Annotated in this window: 18 protein-coding genes; 12 read left to right on the forward strand and 6 right to left on the reverse strand. The window is 73.9% G+C overall.

The genetic code is table 11. The features are described 5' to 3' along the window. Nucleotides 1-20: 20 nt before the first annotated feature. The gene (locus AC5L3Z_RS08080) at nt 21-290 is read left to right on the forward strand and encodes a hypothetical protein (protein ID WP_494840767.1); all 270 of its coding nucleotides are present in this window, start codon (nt 21-23) and stop codon (nt 288-290) included. 84 nt (nt 291-374) lie between these two features. On the opposite strand, the gene AC5L3Z_RS08085 is transcribed toward AC5L3Z_RS08080, so the two are convergent. Then, nucleotides 375-1,067 carry a Crp/Fnr family transcriptional regulator gene (locus AC5L3Z_RS08085; RefSeq protein ID WP_334529310.1) on the reverse strand — a complete coding sequence of 231 codons (693 nt, stop codon included), beginning with the start codon at nt 1,065-1,067 and terminating at the stop codon, nt 375-377. A gap of 295 nt (nt 1,068-1,362) precedes the next feature. Between AC5L3Z_RS08085 and AC5L3Z_RS08090 the strand changes: the two genes are divergently transcribed. From AC5L3Z_RS08090 to AC5L3Z_RS08110, 5 genes are all read left to right on the forward strand, one after another. After that, the gene (locus AC5L3Z_RS08090) at nt 1,363-1,860 is read left to right on the forward strand and encodes a polyadenylate-specific 3'-exoribonuclease AS (RefSeq protein WP_494840768.1); all 498 of its coding nucleotides are present in this window, start codon (nt 1,363-1,365) and stop codon (nt 1,858-1,860) included. Between the two features lie 93 nt (nt 1,861-1,953). Further along, complete coding sequence (locus AC5L3Z_RS08095; RefSeq protein ID WP_334529304.1) at nt 1,954-2,457, forward strand: pyridoxamine 5'-phosphate oxidase family protein; 504 nt, start codon at nt 1,954-1,956, stop codon at nt 2,455-2,457. Between the two features lie 178 nt (nt 2,458-2,635). Then, nucleotides 2,636-3,664 carry a 6-phosphofructokinase gene (locus AC5L3Z_RS08100; protein ID WP_334529330.1) on the forward strand — a complete coding sequence of 343 codons (1,029 nt, stop codon included), beginning with the start codon at nt 2,636-2,638 and terminating at the stop codon, nt 3,662-3,664. A 73-nt stretch (nt 3,665-3,737) separates the two neighbouring features. Further along, a complete protein-coding gene (gene proC / locus AC5L3Z_RS08105) occupies nt 3,738-4,556 on the forward strand; it encodes a pyrroline-5-carboxylate reductase (RefSeq protein ID WP_334529301.1) in 819 nt (272 codons plus the stop codon). 144 nt (nt 4,557-4,700) lie between these two features. Continuing rightward, entirely contained in the window at nt 4,701-5,051 is a 351-nt protein-coding gene (locus AC5L3Z_RS08110; RefSeq protein WP_494840769.1) for a DUF2203 domain-containing protein, read from the forward strand. A gap of 3 nt (nt 5,052-5,054) precedes the next feature. Here the strand turns inward: AC5L3Z_RS08110 and AC5L3Z_RS08115 are convergent, their stop codons facing one another. Beyond that, the gene (locus AC5L3Z_RS08115) at nt 5,055-5,735 is read right to left on the reverse strand and encodes a class F sortase (RefSeq protein WP_494840770.1); all 681 of its coding nucleotides are present in this window, start codon (nt 5,733-5,735) and stop codon (nt 5,055-5,057) included. Beyond that, nucleotides 5,732-6,598 (reverse strand): DUF4397 domain-containing protein, encoded by an 867-nt coding sequence (locus tag AC5L3Z_RS08120; RefSeq protein ID WP_494840771.1) that lies wholly within the window; start codon nt 6,596-6,598, stop codon nt 5,732-5,734. The genes AC5L3Z_RS08115 and AC5L3Z_RS08120 overlap by 4 nt, the downstream gene beginning before the upstream one ends. A 141-nt stretch (nt 6,599-6,739) precedes the next feature. Between AC5L3Z_RS08120 and AC5L3Z_RS08125 the strand changes: the two genes are divergently transcribed. Both AC5L3Z_RS08125 and AC5L3Z_RS08130 read left to right on the forward strand, forming a co-directional pair. Next, nucleotides 6,740-7,222: a GNAT family N-acetyltransferase gene (locus tag AC5L3Z_RS08125; protein WP_494840772.1), complete on the forward strand. Its 483-nt coding sequence runs from the start codon at nt 6,740-6,742 to the stop codon at nt 7,220-7,222. Between the two features lie 9 nt (nt 7,223-7,231). Further along, nucleotides 7,232-7,780, forward strand: a complete 549-nt coding sequence (locus tag AC5L3Z_RS08130) for a GNAT family N-acetyltransferase (RefSeq protein ID WP_494840773.1) — start codon at nt 7,232-7,234, stop codon at nt 7,778-7,780. A gap of 58 nt (nt 7,781-7,838) precedes the next feature. Here the strand turns inward: AC5L3Z_RS08130 and AC5L3Z_RS08135 are convergent, their stop codons facing one another. Next, the gene (locus tag AC5L3Z_RS08135) at nt 7,839-8,327 is read right to left on the reverse strand and encodes a glutathione peroxidase (protein WP_494840774.1); all 489 of its coding nucleotides are present in this window, start codon (nt 8,325-8,327) and stop codon (nt 7,839-7,841) included. A 143-nt stretch (nt 8,328-8,470) separates the two neighbouring features. Between AC5L3Z_RS08135 and AC5L3Z_RS08140 the strand changes: the two genes are divergently transcribed. Beyond that, nucleotides 8,471-10,090: a glycosyl hydrolase family 18 protein gene (locus AC5L3Z_RS08140; RefSeq protein ID WP_494840776.1), complete on the forward strand. Its 1,620-nt coding sequence runs from the start codon at nt 8,471-8,473 to the stop codon at nt 10,088-10,090. A 69-nt stretch (nt 10,091-10,159) separates the two neighbouring features. On the opposite strand, the gene AC5L3Z_RS08145 is transcribed toward AC5L3Z_RS08140, so the two are convergent. Further along, nucleotides 10,160-11,152, reverse strand: a complete 993-nt coding sequence (locus tag AC5L3Z_RS08145; protein WP_494840777.1) for an AraC-like ligand-binding domain-containing protein — start codon at nt 11,150-11,152, stop codon at nt 10,160-10,162. Between the two features lie 176 nt (nt 11,153-11,328). After that, entirely contained in the window at nt 11,329-12,213 is an 885-nt protein-coding gene (locus tag AC5L3Z_RS08150) for a lytic polysaccharide monooxygenase (RefSeq protein WP_494840779.1), read from the reverse strand. 125 nt (nt 12,214-12,338) lie between these two features. Between AC5L3Z_RS08150 and AC5L3Z_RS08155 the strand changes: the two genes are divergently transcribed. The 3 genes from AC5L3Z_RS08155 (at nt 12,339) to AC5L3Z_RS08165 (ending at nt 15,437) form a co-directional block, all read left to right on the forward strand. Next, nucleotides 12,339-12,821 (forward strand): hypothetical protein, encoded by a 483-nt coding sequence (locus tag AC5L3Z_RS08155; RefSeq protein WP_494840781.1) that lies wholly within the window; start codon nt 12,339-12,341, stop codon nt 12,819-12,821. A gap of 69 nt (nt 12,822-12,890) precedes the next feature. Further along, nucleotides 12,891-14,297 (forward strand): class II 3-deoxy-7-phosphoheptulonate synthase, encoded by a 1,407-nt coding sequence (locus tag AC5L3Z_RS08160; protein ID WP_494840782.1) that lies wholly within the window; start codon nt 12,891-12,893, stop codon nt 14,295-14,297. A 108-nt stretch (nt 14,298-14,405) separates the two neighbouring features. Further along, nucleotides 14,406-15,437, forward strand: coding sequence for a threonine aldolase family protein (locus tag AC5L3Z_RS08165; RefSeq protein WP_494840784.1), 1,032 nt, complete (start codon nt 14,406-14,408; stop codon nt 15,435-15,437). Nucleotides 15,438-15,440 lie beyond the last annotated feature (3 nt).

Here is a 15,440-nt window from a genome sequence, read left to right on the forward strand (position 1 = left end):
TCACCCGTCAGGAGAGTGCCGTGCAGGTGAGACTGTCCGCCCCCTGGACCGACCCGGACGGGACGGTCCGGTCCCCGGGCGAAACGGTGGATGTCGACGCGGTCACTCTCGCCCGACTGGAGGAGCACGGAATGGTAGAGAACCCCGACGGCCAGAGCGCCGACGACACCACCACCACGTCGACCACCACGTCCACCGATCCGCAGAAGATCGGTCCCGGCCCGGGCACGCCGCCGGAGAAGATCGGTCCCGGCCCGGGCGCCCCGCCCGCGGACGACACCACCAAGTGATTCACCGGCAGGGCCGGCGGACCGACGGTCCGCCGGCCCTGCCGTTTCCGTGGAGCGTCGGGTCGGGGGCGGAGCGCGGCTGCGTCAGCGCTCGTTCATCCCGGCCCGGCGGCGCAGCGCCGAGACGTCGGTGACCACGATCCGGCGGCCCTCCGTGCGCAGCCAGCCCCGGCTGGCGAAGGAGCCGATGGCCTGGTTGACGCTCTGCCGCGAGCCGCCGGCCATCTCGGCCAGCTGGCTCTGGTTGAGCTCGATCGTGATCATCGGGGCCTGGCTCTCGCCGGCCAACCGGACCAGCGTCTTGGCCACCCGGCCGGGCAGGTCGAGGAAGACGTGGTCGGCGTTCTGCTCGGTCAGCCGGCGGATCAGCGCGCCGAGGGAGCGCATCACCGCGTCGAGTATGCGCGGGTTGGAGTGCACCAGCTCCATGAAGGCGGGCCGGGACAGGGCGAGCGCGGCGCAGTCCTCGATGGCCTCCGCCGAGGCCGACCGGGTGGAGGCGTCCAACAGGGAGACCTCGCCCAGCACGTCCGGGGGTCGGATCACCGACAGCACGGCCCGCTCGCCGGTCGGCGCGGTGCGGAAGACCGCCACGGCGCCGCGGCGCAGCACGATCAGCGACTCGCCGGGGTCGTTCTCCACGAAGAGCAGCTGGCCCTTGCGGTAGGTGCGGGGCACCGCCGCGGCGATGACCCGCTGTCGCACCTCCGGCTCCAGCCCGGCGAACATCTCCACGCCCGTGAGGGCGTCACCCGGCTCCGGCAGGCGCATCTCCACGGCCCAACCCCTCCCCGGTCAAGGACCAAACCCTCGCTGACCGGGTGAACTCCGATCTGCCCGGTGCGAGGTCGACTGAACCGAATCGGTGTCCGGTAGCGGTACACATCAGATCATGACGGTCCGGTCGCTTGCTGTACACCCCTCAATTCACTTCCGTGACGCCGCCGGGTCGTCGCGAGCGGCGCGTTGAGGTGCGGATCCACCGCCAACCGGGCCGTGGCCGGGGTGCCCGGCGGCGCGGCGGACGGACCCGGCCGGCGCCGGCCGGCGGCCATGGGACAGGATGACCCCGATGGTCTACCGCTATTTCTACGACTGCGAATTCATCGAGGACGGCCGGATCGTCGACCTCGTCTCGATCGGCGTCGTCGACGAGTACGGCCGCGAGTTCTACGCGGTCTCCACCCAGTTCGACGACTCCCGGGCCGTGCCCTGGGTGCGCCGCAACGTCCTGGACAAGCTCCCGTCACCGGCCGACCGCGCCTGGCGTTCCCGGGAGCGCATCCGCGACGACCTGTACGAGTTCCTGATGGAGCCGATCCGGGACCGTCCGGGCGAGCAGCTCGAACTCTGGGCCTGGTACGCCGCCTACGACCACGTGGTGCTGGCCCAGCTCTGGGGGGCGATGCCGGCGCTGCCCCGGGAGATCCCCCGGTTCACCAAGGAGCTGCGTCAGCTCTGGGACGACCGGGGCCGGCCGACGCTGCCGGACGCCGCGGCCGACCGGCACGACGCCCTGGTCGACGCCCGCCACAACCTGGCCCGCTGGCGGGCGATGACCGGCGGCTGAGCCGGCCGGCGGTGGCGGGTGTGGCCAGTTCCCGTAGGTTTGACCCGGTCCGTCCAGGGCAGGGTCTGACGAGCCGACGCGAAGGGGATCGTCATGTCCAACGAGCCGACCACCGCCGCCGACGCCCGCCGGCGGGTCACCGAACTGATTCGTCAGGCGCGGATCTGCATGCTCACCACCATCGGGGTGGACGGCCGGATGGTGAGCCGCCCGATGGGCCTCCAGGAGGCCGAGTTCGACGGCGACCTGTGGTTCTTCGCCTACGCCGACTCGGCCAAGGTGCGCCAGATCCGGGTGAATCCCGAGGTCAACGTCGCCTTCTCCGACCAGCGGCACCACGCCTGGGTGTCGGTCTCCGGCACCGCCCGCGAGGGGTACGACCGGGCCCGCGCCGAGCAGTTGTGGAACCCGCTGTTGAAGACCTGGTTCCCGGACGGCCTGGACACCCCCGGACTCACCCTGATCAAGGTGCACGCCGGCTCCGCGGAGTACTGGGACTCGCCGAGCAGCACGGTGGTCAACCTGCTCGGGTTCGCCAAGGCGGCGGTGACCGGCCGGCCGCCCAGGGCGGGGGAGAACCACGAGGTCAGCTACTGACCGGTAGCCGGCCCGGCGGGTGGGACCGCCCGGGGCGCGGTGTGGTCGGACACCCGCGCCGACTACAGTGCGCACTGACGGCCCGCCCCGGGCCGGCAACGGCGCCGATGGTCTGATCTGACACATACCCTGGGGCTTAACCGGGCTTCACCTGATGCTCCAGGAGGATGAGCAGATCATGCGTATCGGCGTGCTCACCGGCGGCGGCGACTGCCCAGGTCTCAACGCGGTCATTCGGGCGGTGGTCCGCAAGGGCGTCGCCACCTACTCCCACGAGTTCGTGGGCTTCCAGGACGGTTGGAAGGGCCCGCTGGAGGGCCTGTCCCGGCCGCTGGGCATCGCGGAGGTCCGCGGCATCCTGCCGCGCGGCGGCACCATCCTCGGTTCGTCCCGGACCAACCCGTTCAAGATCGAGAACGGCGTCGAGCGGATCAAGGAGAACCTCGCCGCCCAGGGCGTGGACGCGCTGATCGCGATCGGCGGCGAGGACACCCTCGGCGTCGCCACCAAGCTGCACGAGCTCGGTGTCCACGTGATCGGCGTGCCGAAGACGATCGACAACGACCTCGGCGCCACCGACTACACCTTCGGCTTCGACACCGCCGTCAACATCGCGATGGAGGCGATCGACCGGCTGCACACCACCGCCGAGAGCCACCACCGCACCCTGGTGGTCGAGGTGATGGGCCGGCACGCCGGCTGGATCGCCCTGCACGCCGGCCTCGCCGGCGGCGCCAACGTGATCCTGCTGCCGGAGCGGCAGTTCGACGTCGAGCAGGTCGCCGGCTACGTCGAGAAGCGCTTCCAGCACCAGTACGCCCCGATCGTGGTGGTCGCCGAGGGCGCCCAGCCGCTCGACGGCCAGATGGTGCTGCACAACCAGGAGCTCGACGCGTTCGGCCACGTCCGCCTCGGCGGCATCGGCCAGTGGCTCGCCCAGCAGCTGGAGGCGAAGACCGGCAAGGAGGCCCGCACCGTGGTGCTCGGCCACATCCAGCGCGGTGGCACCCCGACCGCGTTCGACCGGGTGCTCGCCACCCGGCTCGGCCTCCAGGCGATCGACGCGGCGCACGAGGGTGACTGGGGCAAGATGGTGGCGATGCAGAGCACCGACATCGTCCGCGTGCCGCTGGCCGAGGCCACCCGTGAGCTGAAGACGGTGCCGCTGGAGCGGTACGCCGAGGCCGAGGTCTTCTTCGGCAGCTGACCGCCCGGTGCCGGCGGCGCGGCGGGCCACCCGCCGCGTCGCCGGCCTCCGTCACGGAAGGGGTACGACTGCGATGGCACCCGGCAGGCACACGGTCGCGGTGATCGGCGCCGGCAAGATCGGCGAGTTGATGCTCTCCGGGCTGCTGCGCTCCGGCTGGCCGGTGGAGCGGCTGCTCGCCACCGCCCGGCGGCCGGCCCGCGCCGAGGAGCTGACCGCCCGGTACGGCGTACGGGTGGTCGACAACCTCACCGCGGTCGACGAGGCCGCCGTGCTCGCGATCTCGGTGAAGCCGCAGGACGCGGCGGTCCTGCTGGACGAGATCGGCCCCAAGGTGCCGCCGGACAAGCTGGTCATCTCGCTCTGCGCCGGTCTGCCCACCGGCTTCTTCGCCCGCCGGCTGCCCGAGGGCACCCCGGTGGTGCGGGTGATGACCAACACCCCGGCCCTGGTGGACCAGGCGATGACCGCCATCTCGGCCGGCGCGCACGCCTCCGGCGAGCACCTTGAGCTGGCCGAGGAGATGTTCAAGCCCCTCGGGGCGACGATCCGGGTGCCCGAGTCGCAGCAGGACGCGGTGACCGCCCTCTCCGGTTCCGGCCCGGCGTACTTCTACCTGCTGGTCGAGGCCATGATCGACGCCGGCATCCTGCTCGGCCTGCCCCGGCAGGTGGCGCACGAGCTGATCGTGCAGACCGCGATCGGCTCGGCGGTGATGCTGCGCGACTCCGGCGAGCACCCGGTGAAGCTCCGCGAGGCGGTCACCTCACCCGCCGGCACCACCATCTCCGCCGTCCGCGAGCTGGAGAAGCACGGGGTCCGGGCGGCGCTGCTCGCCGCGCTGGAGGCGGCCCGCGACCGGGCCCGCGAGCTGGCCGCGCAGGCCGACTGAGGCGGGTCGCCGGGCACGCCGGGCGGCCCGTTCCCGGCGCGAGCCGGGCACGTCGACCGGCCCCGGACGTCCCTGGAACCCCGGAGCAGCAGGTGCGCGGTTCCCGGCCGGCCGGCAGCGGCCCCGGTGGCCCATACTTGCCGGGTGTTCACCCTCGCCCAGGCCCGGCACCTGGCGGCCACCCTGCGTCCCCGCGTCGACGAGCTGATCCGGCTCCGCGCCGACCTCGCCGAACTCCGCGCCGACCTGGCGGGCGCGGGCGTCTCGGCGCTCGGCGGCCGGGCCGAGGTGAAGGCGCTGGAGGCCCGGCTGCACGCCGTGCTGGAGGAGCTGAACGGCCACGACATCCAGGTCAAGGGCATCGCCCCGGTGCTGTTGGACTTCCCCGGCGAACGCGACGGCCGGCCGGTGCTCTGGTGCTGGCTGGAGGGGGACACCGACGTGCGCTGGTACCACCGGGCCGAGTGCGGCTTCGCCGGCCGCCGGCCGGTCTGACGCTCAGCCGGCCGCCGAGCGGGGCAGTGGGTCGCCCGTCGCCTCGGCGACCGCGAAGACCACCACGTTGTCCCGGTAGTGGCCGGTGCGCCGGTCGAAGTCGCCGCCGCAGGTGATCAGGCGCAGCTCCGGGCCGGGGGTGGGGCCGTACACCCGGGCGCTGGGGAAGGTGTCCTTCCGGGTGCGCAGCGAAGCGGTCACCCGGAAGAGCATCCACCGGTCGCCGCGCCGGACCTCGATCCGGTCGTCCGCGCGCAGCTCGCCGAGGCGGGCGAAGACGGCCGGCCCGCGGCGGGAGTCGAGGTGGCCGGCGATCACCGCCGGACCCGGGTCGCCCGGCGGGGGGCCGCCGCCGTACCAGCCGGCGCGGTCGTGGTCGGCCGGCGGCACCAGCTCGCCGGCCGCGTTCAGCCCGAGCACCGCGAGGTCGGCGTCGACGCCGATCCGCGCGACGCGTACCCGGGTGGGTGGACCCTGCGGCGTGGGCGGCGGGGCGGCGGTCCTGGCGCAACCGTCGGCGCAGCCCGGCCGCCAGCTCGCCGGTGGCACCGGCCGGGCCTCCCCGGCCAGCCCGACCTGGGTGCCGGCGGCGAGGCAGGCCGCCGCGCCGGCCGCGGCCAGCGCGGCCAGCGGTACCCGGCGGTCGCGGTGCCGCCGGATCGCGAAGCCGGGCCGGGTGGTCACCAGACCGGCCGCCGCCGGCGTCGCACCAGCAGCGCCGCCCCGACCACCACGGCCGCCGCGAGGAGGCCGCCGGCGACCATCGGGTACGCCCCGCGCCCGCCCCCGGCCAACCCACCGGCCCCGGCCGGCACCCCGCCGGCGGGGGTGACCACCCCGCCCCGGGCGTCCTCGCGCAGCTCGGTGGCGAGCCCGCCGCGCTCGGCGTCCAGCACCAGCAGCGAGTAGACCCGGCCGCCGCTGAGGGTGACCTCGGCGTCCGTGGTCGGGCCGTGGTCGCCGCCCAGCCGCAGCCGCCAGCGTCCCGGCTCCACCTCGCGGTATCCGGTGGTGGTGGCGAAGCGGACCGCGTCGGCGATGGCCGGCCCGTCGGTCGCCACGACGTCGATCACCGGCGCCCGGACCGACGCCTGCACCACGCGGACCTTGGCCTGCCCGGAGGCGGGGGCGCTGAGGTCGTCGGCGAGCACCCGCAGGCCCAGGTCGGCGTGCCGGCCCACCCCGGCGACCGTGTACGCCGCGCCGGCCTCGACGGCCACCTCGGTGGTGAGCACCGGCGGCTGGCTGGCCGGGGCGCCCGCCTCGCGCATCGCCACCGCGTAGCGGCCGGCGGGCAGGGTCAGGTACTGGGAGACCACGCCGTAGCCGACGGCGGGGAAGACCCGGGGCTCGGCCGCGCCCGGCGCGGAGAGGTAGACGTCCACGGCGGGGGTGTCGGGGGAGAGGTGCGCGAGGCGCACGTACCCGACGTCGGGTCCGGCGGCGGCCCGGGCGGGCGGCGTGGCGGCGGCGGTCAGCGCCGCGCCGAGCAGCAGCGCCCCGGTGGCGGCGACGAGCCGGCGGGGCACGGTACGGAGCGTGTACATGTCGCCTCCGAGGCGTGAGTGGACGGTCGTAGAGTCTCGCGGGCGGGACTTCGACGCAACCATCGGCGCGCGTGTCGCCGCATGTCCGATCGTCGGGATCGGCGGCCGGGCCGGGCCGGCACGGTGCGGTACGGTCCGGGAGTGATCAAGGTGCGCCGGGCCGGGCCCGGGGACGCGGGGGAGATCGTCCGGCTGCGCGGGGTGATGCTGGCGTCGATGGAGGGGGCGGAGCCGCCGCCCGGGCCGTGGCAGTCGACCGCCCGGGAGGTGCTGCGCGAACGGCTCGCCGACCCGGCGGACCTGATGGCCGTGTTCGTGGTGGACGCTGCCGACCGGCCCGGGGTGCTCGCCGCCTGCGCGACCGGCACCATCGAGCGCCGCCTGGGCGGGCCGGGCAACCCCAGCGGCCTGACCGGCTACGTCTTCAACGTCGTCACCGACGCGGCGTACCGGCGGCGCGGCTACTCCCGGGCCTGCCTGACCGGGCTGCTGGACTGGTACCGCGACCGGGGCGTCCGCAGGATCGACCTGCGGGCGTCGGTGGCGGGCGAGCCGCTCTACCGCTCGCTCGGCTTCCGGGACACCCCCGGGCCCACCTTGCGCCTGAGCCTGCCCGCGTCCTGAGGAGTCGCCGTGTTCGCCCTGCCGTTGACCGCGACCGCCGAGCTGCGACCGCTGTCGCCCTGGCACGCGGAGGAGTTCCTGGCCCACCTGGACCGGGCCCGGGCCCACATCTCGCCCTGGGTGGGGGCGTCCTTCGTGGCCACCGACCTCGACTCGGCCCGTACCGTGCTGCGCCGCTACGCCGATCTGTGGGCGCGCGACGCCGGCGGCGTCTGGGGCATCTGGGACGGGGGTGTCCTGGTCGGCGGGGTGATGTTCGTGTCGTTCGACGCCGCGCTCGGCGTCTGCGAGGCCGGTTGCTGGCTGGAGCCGGCGGCCGAGGGGCGAGGGCTGGTCACCCGCGCGGTCGGCCGGATCGTCGACTGGGCGGTCGGCGAGCGCGGCATCCGGCGGGTGGAGTGGCGTACCAACGCCGACAACGCGCGCAGCATCGCCGTGGCCCGGCGGCTAGGCATGCGCCGCGACGGCACGCTGCGGCAGCTCTACCCGGGGCCCGCCGGGCGGATCGACATCGAGGTCTGGTCGGTGCTCGCTGACGAGTGGCGCTCCCCGGCCTGACCGGGCTTCCCGGCGTCGACGGGGCGTCGGGGCCTCCCGTCGGTGAGCTACGGGCGGCTCAGGCCGGGAGCACCTTCTCGATCGCGGTGCGCAGCTCGGCGGAGTCCGGGGTGACCGTCGGGGCGAACCGGGCCGCGACCGTGCCGTCCGGCGCGACCAGGAACTTCTCGAAGTTCCACCGGACGTCGCCGGTGTGCCCCTCGGCGTCCGCGGTGGAGACCAGCTCGGTGTAGAGCGGGTGGCGCGCGGGCCCGTTGACGTCGACCTTCTCGGTCAGCGGGAAGGTCACCCCGTAGTTGACCTGGCAGAAGTCGCTGATTTCCTCGGCGGTGCCCGGCTCCTGCCCGGCGAACTGGTTGGACGGCACCCCGAGCACCACCAGGCCGCGGTCGGCGTACTCCTCCTGGAGGCGCTGGAGGCCGGCGTACTGCGGGGTGAGGCCGCAGCGGGAGGCCACGTTCACCACCAGCAGCGCCTTGCCCCGGTGCCGGGCGAGGTCGGCCGGGCCGCCGGCGAGGGCGTCGATCTCGATGTCGAAGACGGTCATGCTGTGAGGCTACGCGGCGTCCCGGGCCCTTGAGTGCGCGCGGCGACAAATCGAGACATGCACATCTTGACTAAGTGATGACGAGCTGAGTAGCGTCTCCCCATCCTTCTGGAAAGTTTCCTAACTGTTTGGGGAGGTGCCACATGAAGAGATCGCTCCGCCGCGCCCTCTGGGCCGGCGCCGTGGTCGCGGTGACCGTCGCTGCGGTACCGGTGACCTCGGCGTTCGGCGCCGGCAGCGTGACCGCCTCGTTCGCCAAGGCCCAGGACTGGGGAACCGGCCACGAGACCCGGGTCACCGTCGCCAACGGCTCCACCGCCAGCGTCGACACCTGGCGCATCGAGTTCGACCTGCCGGCCGGCACCACCGTCAGCAGCGCCTGGGACGCCGACATCACCAGCAGCGGCAACCACTACGTCGCGGTCAAGAAGAGCTGGGCCGGCCCGATCGCCCCCGGCGCCAGCTTCAGCTGGGGCTACAACGGCACCGGGCCGTACCAGGCCCCGCTGAACTGCACCATCAACGGCGCGCCGTGCGCCGGCGGCGGCACCCCGCCGACCACCACTCCGCCCACCACCACCCCGCCGACGACGCCGCCGCCCACCACGCCGCCGCCGACGACCCCGCCGCCCACCACCCCGCCGACCGGGGACAAGAAGATCGTCGGCTACTTCGCCGAGTGGGGCGTCTACCAGCGCAACTACCACGTCAAGAACATCCAGACCAGCGGCTCCGCCGCCAAGCTGACCCACATCCTGTACGCCTTCGGCAACACCACCGGCGGGCGCTGCACCATCGGCGACAGCTACGCCGCCTACGACAAGGCGTACACCGCGGCCGACAGCGTGGACGGCGTCGCCGACACGTGGGACCAGCCGCTGCGCGGCAACTTCAACCAGCTGCGCAAGCTCAAGAAGATGCACCCGCACCTGAAGGTGATCTGGTCCTTCGGCGGTTGGACCTGGTCGGGCGGCTTCACCCAGGCCGCGCAGAACCCGGCCGCCTTCGCCGACAGCTGCCACGCTCTGGTCGAGGACCCGCGCTGGGCGGACGTCTTCGACGGCATCGACGTCGACTGGGAGTACCCGAACGCCTGCGGTCTCTCCTGCGACACCAGCGGCCCGAACGCCTTCAAGAACGTGGTCAGCGCGCTGCGGTCGAAGTTCGGCTCGTCGGCGCTGGTCACCGCCGCGATCACCGCGGACGGCAGCAACGGCGGCAAGATCGACGCCACCGACTACGCCGGGGCCTCGTCGTACCTCAACTGGATCATGCCGATGACGTACGACTACTTCGGCGCGTTCAACGCGCAGGGCCCCACCGCCCCGCACTCCCCGCTCTACTCCTACGCCGGCATCCCGCAGCAGGGCTTCAACTCGGACGCGGCGATCCAGAAGCTGAAGAGCAAGGGCATCCCGGCCAACAAGCTGCTGCTCGGCATCGGCTTCTACGGCCGGGGCTGGACCGGGGTCACCCAGTCCGCTCCGGGCGGCACCGCCACCGGGGCGGCGCCGGGCACCTACGAGCCGGGCATCGAGGACTACAAGGTCCTCAAGAACACCTGCCCGGCGACCGGCACCGTGGCCGGCACGGCGTACGCCAAGTGCGGCAGCAACTGGTGGAGCTACGACACCCCGTCCACCATCAACGGCAAGATGACCTACGCCAAGAACCAGGGCCTCGGTGGCGCCTTCTTCTGGGAGCTCTCCGGTGACACCGGCAACGGCGAGCTGATCGGCGCCATCAAGGGCGGTCTCGGCTGAGCCGAGCCGACGCACCACCCACACGGCGGGGAGGGACCACGGCGGTCCCTCCCCGCCCGGCGTGTCCGCTCAGTCCCGGCCCGCCCGCTCGCGGTGCTCCCGGGGGGAGAGCCCGTAGGCGGTCCGGAACGCCCGGCTGAAGTGGGCCCGGTCGGGGAACCCGCAGCGCGCGGCGACCTCGTGGACGGTCAGGTGGGCCAGCCGGGGGTCGCTCAGGTCCCGGAAGCAGCGCTCCAGGCGGCGGGTCCGGATCAGGGCGGCGACCGTGGTGCCGGTGCCCGCGAACGACCGGTGCAGCGAGCGCAGGGACACGTGGTACGCCTCGGCCACGGCGGCCGGGGTGAGCTCGGGATCGGCCAGGTGCCGCTGGACGAACGCCTCGACCCCGGTGCGCAGGCCGGTGGCCCGGACCTCCGGGGGCAGGGCAGGTTCCAGGTCCAGCCGGCTGGCGAGGGTGCCGGTCAGCAGGTCGAGGACGGCCCGGTCGAGGTGGGGCGCGTCGGCCGGGGCGTACTGCTCGGGGTGCGTGGCCACCTGGCACAGGATCCGGGCCAGCAGCAGGCCCATGCCGGTGCTGGCCGGGATCTCCGCGGCCAGCAGGGTGTCCACCCGGTGCGCGGGCAGCGGCAGCGCCGCGCGCGGCACCAGGGCGGTGACCGTCCGCAGGAGCGGGTCGCCCGGTCCGTCCGGCCGGTGCGTCGACCCGTGCGGGCGGGCGGTGTCGATGAGGGCGAAGCCGGCCGGGCCGAGCGGGCCGGTCCGCCGCTCCTGCGACACGCCGCCGTGGCCGGACAGGGGCAACGCCAGCTGGTACAGCTCCGGGTCGGTGCTGCGGATCATCCGGGACGTGCGGTGCAGCTCCAACGAGGGGTACTCCCAGACGGCGAGGCGGACCACCCCGAGCTCGACGACCCGGGCCGAGGCGGTGAAGTCGAGGGTGTGCGCGCTGCTGATCCGGGCCGGCACCGACTCGCGGGCGACGAGGTCCTGCCAGAAGTCGAACCGCTCCGCCGGGGGCAGCCCCGCGGTGTCGACCGACGCGACGGGAAGGATGGCCCTCACCCCCTGTCCTCGGCGTACGTTCCGCGATCCCCCGCAGAGTAGCCAGCCACCGACCCGCCGCCGGCTGCCCGGGCCCGCCGCCGCTTCGCCCCACCGGTGGTACGCCATGGCTGTCACCGGGCTCCGATGACAGCCATGACGTACCGCTCGTGGGTGTCCGAGCCGTGGGGCTGTGGTCAGGCGGGGAGCCAGAGGGCGGGGACGTTGGGCGGTTCCCAGCCGGTGAGCGAGGTGTGCGCCTGACGGCACCGCCAGGTCCGCCCGTCGTACGAGACCAGCGCGTCGACGGCGTACGCCGTGCCCGGCTGCCAGGCGGGCGCGGTGCCGGGCGGCGGGGTGGTGGGCGGCGGGGTGGTCGTGGGCGGGGGAGTGGTCGGCGGGGGTGTGGTCGGCGGGGGCGTGGTGGTGGCGGGCGGGGTGGTCGGGGTGCCGCCGAACGTGACGTCGGAGCAGGTGTAGAAGGCCTCCGGGCTGTCCGAGCGCTGCCAGATCGAGTAGACGACGTGCCGCCCGGTCCGCTGCGGCAGCCGGGCCGTCATCCGGTACGCCCCGTCGGTGAGCGCCGGGTCGGTGGCGGTGTGGAAGAGCTCGAGGTCGGACCAGCGCAGCGGTTGGGTGGGGTCGTACCCGGCGCGGGTGACGTGCAGCTGGAAGGTGCCGCGGTGCGGCGCGGTGGCCCGGTAGGCGAACGTCCAGTTGCCGCCCGACGGCAGGGCGGTGGCCGGCCAGTCGGCGCGGGCCAGGTCGAAGCCGCGGTACTTGTCGCGGTTGGCGCTGCACAGGCGGCCGTCCGGGATGAGCTGGCGGTGCCGCCCGGCGGCGTCGGCGATGTTGACCTCGTTCCAGTCGTACAGCGCCTGGGTTCCGCCGGCCGCGACCGCCGCGCGGCAGGCCGGGGTGTCGGGCGACTCCGGCCCTTCCAGGAAGCAGGCGTACGTCCGGCTGACCGGGGACTGCATGGAGCCGTGCGCGCCGGCGGCGCCGACCAGCGCCAGCGTGGCCAGGGCCGGGAGACCGCCGAGCGCGGCCACGGTCAGGGCGCGACGTCGTCGTCGTTCCATCGCTCCTCCTGTAATAGTTAACATTATTAAATGAAGTCTGGGCCATGACGGCGTGCCATGCAAGCGCGTCGATGTGACACACTCGCCGCTCGGAATCCGCGAGGTCCGCACCGAGGGGAGGGCCGATGGGCCCGAGGCACCGCACCGCCGGCGGCGTCGCCGTCCTGGCGCTCCTGCCGCTCGCCCTGCTCGGCTGCGGCATCGGCGGGGACGACGAGGGTGGCGACGCCGCGCCCCAGCGGGCCCCGGCCGAACAGGCCACCGCCAAGTCCCGCGAGCGGGTGCAGGCCTACCTCGACGCGATGACCGCCAAGGACGTCGCCGCCGGCCGCAGCCAGCTCTGCGCTCCCATGCACGAGGCCTTCGACGCCGCGGCGACCGGCCCCAACGGCGATTTCGCCGACCACTTCGAGGTGGTCGGCGCGGCCATCACCGACATCCGTACCGGCCCGCGCGGGCAGGAGGTCAGCACCTCGGTGACGGTCACGGCGGGCGCCCGGGAGCTCGTCCGGCCGCTGCTGTTCACCGTCACCCGGGCCGGCGCCGACTGGTGCATCTCGGGAGAGGCGCCCGGCGGGCACACCCCCGCCCCGGCCGGCACTCCCTGACCCTCCCATCTGCCGGAACCCTCACCCTCGGCGGCGGGTCGCGCCGGCCGTCGCCGTACGCTTTCTGTCATGCGCCATGAGTGGCATCAGCTGAGCTACCCCGCCGTGAGCAGCCCCGGGCTGCAGACCAGCCGGCCCACCGCCGACTCGGCCGAGGACGCGGCCCTCGGCCTGGACCGTTGGCGGGACCTGCCCCGCGCGCAGACCCCGCCGTGGCCCGACCCGGCCGCCGTCGCCGAGGTCTGCAAGGTGCTGGACACCGTCCCGTCGGTCGTCGCGCCCTACGAGGTCGACCAGCTCCGGCGGAAGCTCGCCCTGGTCTGCGAGGGCAAGGCGTTCCTGCTCCAGGGCGGTGACTGCGCCGAGACCTTCGCCGACAACACCGAGAGCCACCTGCTGGCCAACGCGCGGACGCTGCTCCAGATGGCGATCGTGCTGACCTACGGCGCCTCGCTGCCGGTGGTCAAGGTCGCCCGGGTCGCCGGGCAGTACACCAAGCCCCGGTCGCTGCCCACCGACGCCCGGGGCCTGCCCGCCTACCGCGGCGACCTGATCAACTCGCTGGAGGCCACGCCGGAGGCGCGGGTCGCCGACCCGCAGCGCATGATCCGGGCGTACGCGAACTCGGCCGCCGCGATGAACATGCTCCGCGCCTACCTCGCCGGTGGCCTGGCCGACCTGCACGCGGTGCACGACTGGAACAAGGGCTTCGTCCGCAACTCCCCGGCCGGCGAGCGCTACGAGGCGATCGCCCGGGAGATCGACCGGGCGCTGGCGTTCATCCGGGCCTGCGGGATGACCGACGACGAGGCGCTGCGCACCGTCACCCTCTACTGCTCCCACGAGGCGCTGGCCCTCGAGTACGACCGGGCGCTCACCCGGGTCTCCGACCGCCGGGCGTACGGGCTCTCCGGGCACTTCCTCTGGATCGGCGAGCGGACCCGGCAGATCGACGGGGCGCACATCGACTTCATCTCCCGGATCGCCAACCCGATCGGCGTGAAGCTCGGCCCGACCACCACCCCGGACGAGGCGATCGAGCTCTGCGAGAAGCTCAACCCGGACAACGTCCCCGGCCGGCTCACTCTGATCAGCCGGATGGGCAACCACCGGGTCCGCGACGCCCTGCCGCCGATCGTGGCCAAGGTGACCGCGGCCGGCGCCAAGGTGGTGTGGCAGTGCGACCCGATGCACGGCAACACCCACGAGTCGTCCAACGGCTACAAGACCCGGCACTTCGACCGCATCGTCGACGAGGTGCTCGGCTACTTCGAGGTGCACCGCGGCCTGGAGACCCATCCGGGTGGCCTGCACGTCGAGCTGACCGGCGAGGACGTCACCGAGTGCCTCGGCGGCGCCCAGGGCATCGAGGACCTCGATCTGCCCGACCGGTACGAAACCGCCTGCGACCCGCGACTGAACACCCAGCAGTCGCTGGAGCTGGCCTTCCTCGTGGCGGAGATGCTCCGTGGCTGACGCGAGGAGTGAGCTTGCGAGCCCCGCAGTCGGCAGCCGAAAGAACGACCGTGGCTGACGCGAGGAGTGAGCTTGCGAGCCCCGCAGTCGGCAGCCGAGAGGACAACCGTGCCTGACAACCTCATCGATCTTCGATCCGACACCGTGACCCGGCCGACCGCCGGGATGCGGGAGGCGATGGCCGCCGCCGAGGTCGGCGACGACGTGTACGGCGAGGACCCCACCGTCGAGGCGCTGGAGGCCGAGGTCGCCGCGCTCTTCGGGCACGAGGCGGCGCTCTTCGCCCCGACCGGCTCGATGGCCAACCAGCTCGCCCTCCAGCTCGTCGTACCGCCGGGGGAGGAGCTGCTCTGCGACGCCGACGCGCACGTGGTCACGTACGAGATCGGCGCTGCCGCCGCGTACGGCGGGATCTCCTCGCGGACCTGGCCGGCGGTCGGCGCGGACATCGACCCCGACGTGGTCGCCGGGATGATCCGGCCGGACGGCTACTTCGCGGTGCCGACCCGGGCGATCGCCGTCGAGCAGACCCACAACCGGGGCGGGGGTGGGGTGATCCCGCTGGCGACCCTGCGGCAGCTGCGGCGGGTCGCCGACGACAACGGGCTGGCCCTGCACTGCGACGGCGCCCGGATCTGGCACGCGCACGTCGCCGACGGCGTGCCGCTGGCCGACTACGGCACCCTCTTCGACACCGTCAGCGTGTGCCTCTCCAAGGGCCTCGGCGCGCCGGTCGGCTCCCTGGTCGTCGGCAGCGCGGACAAGATCGCCCGGGCCCGGTTCCTGCGCAAGCGGATGGGTGGCGGCATGCGGCAGGTCGGCATCCTCGCCGCGGCCGGGCGGTACGCCCTCGCGCACCACGTCGAGCGGCTCGCCGAGGACCACACCAGGGCGGCCCGGCTGGCCGACGCGGTCGCCCCGTTCGGGGTGCTCGGCGCCCCGGTCCGGACCAACCTGGTCCCGCTGGACCTGGCCAAGCACCCGCTGGACGCGAAGGCCCTCGCGGCCGCCGCCCGCGCCGAAGGGCTGCTCATCTCGGTGCTCGGGCCGCGTACCGCCCGGCTGGTCACCCACATGGACGTCGACGACGACGGCGTGGACCGCGCCGCCGAGATCCTCACCCGCCTCCTGCGCGCCTGACGG

Source organism: Micromonospora sp. LZ37 (genome assembly GCF_059359015.1).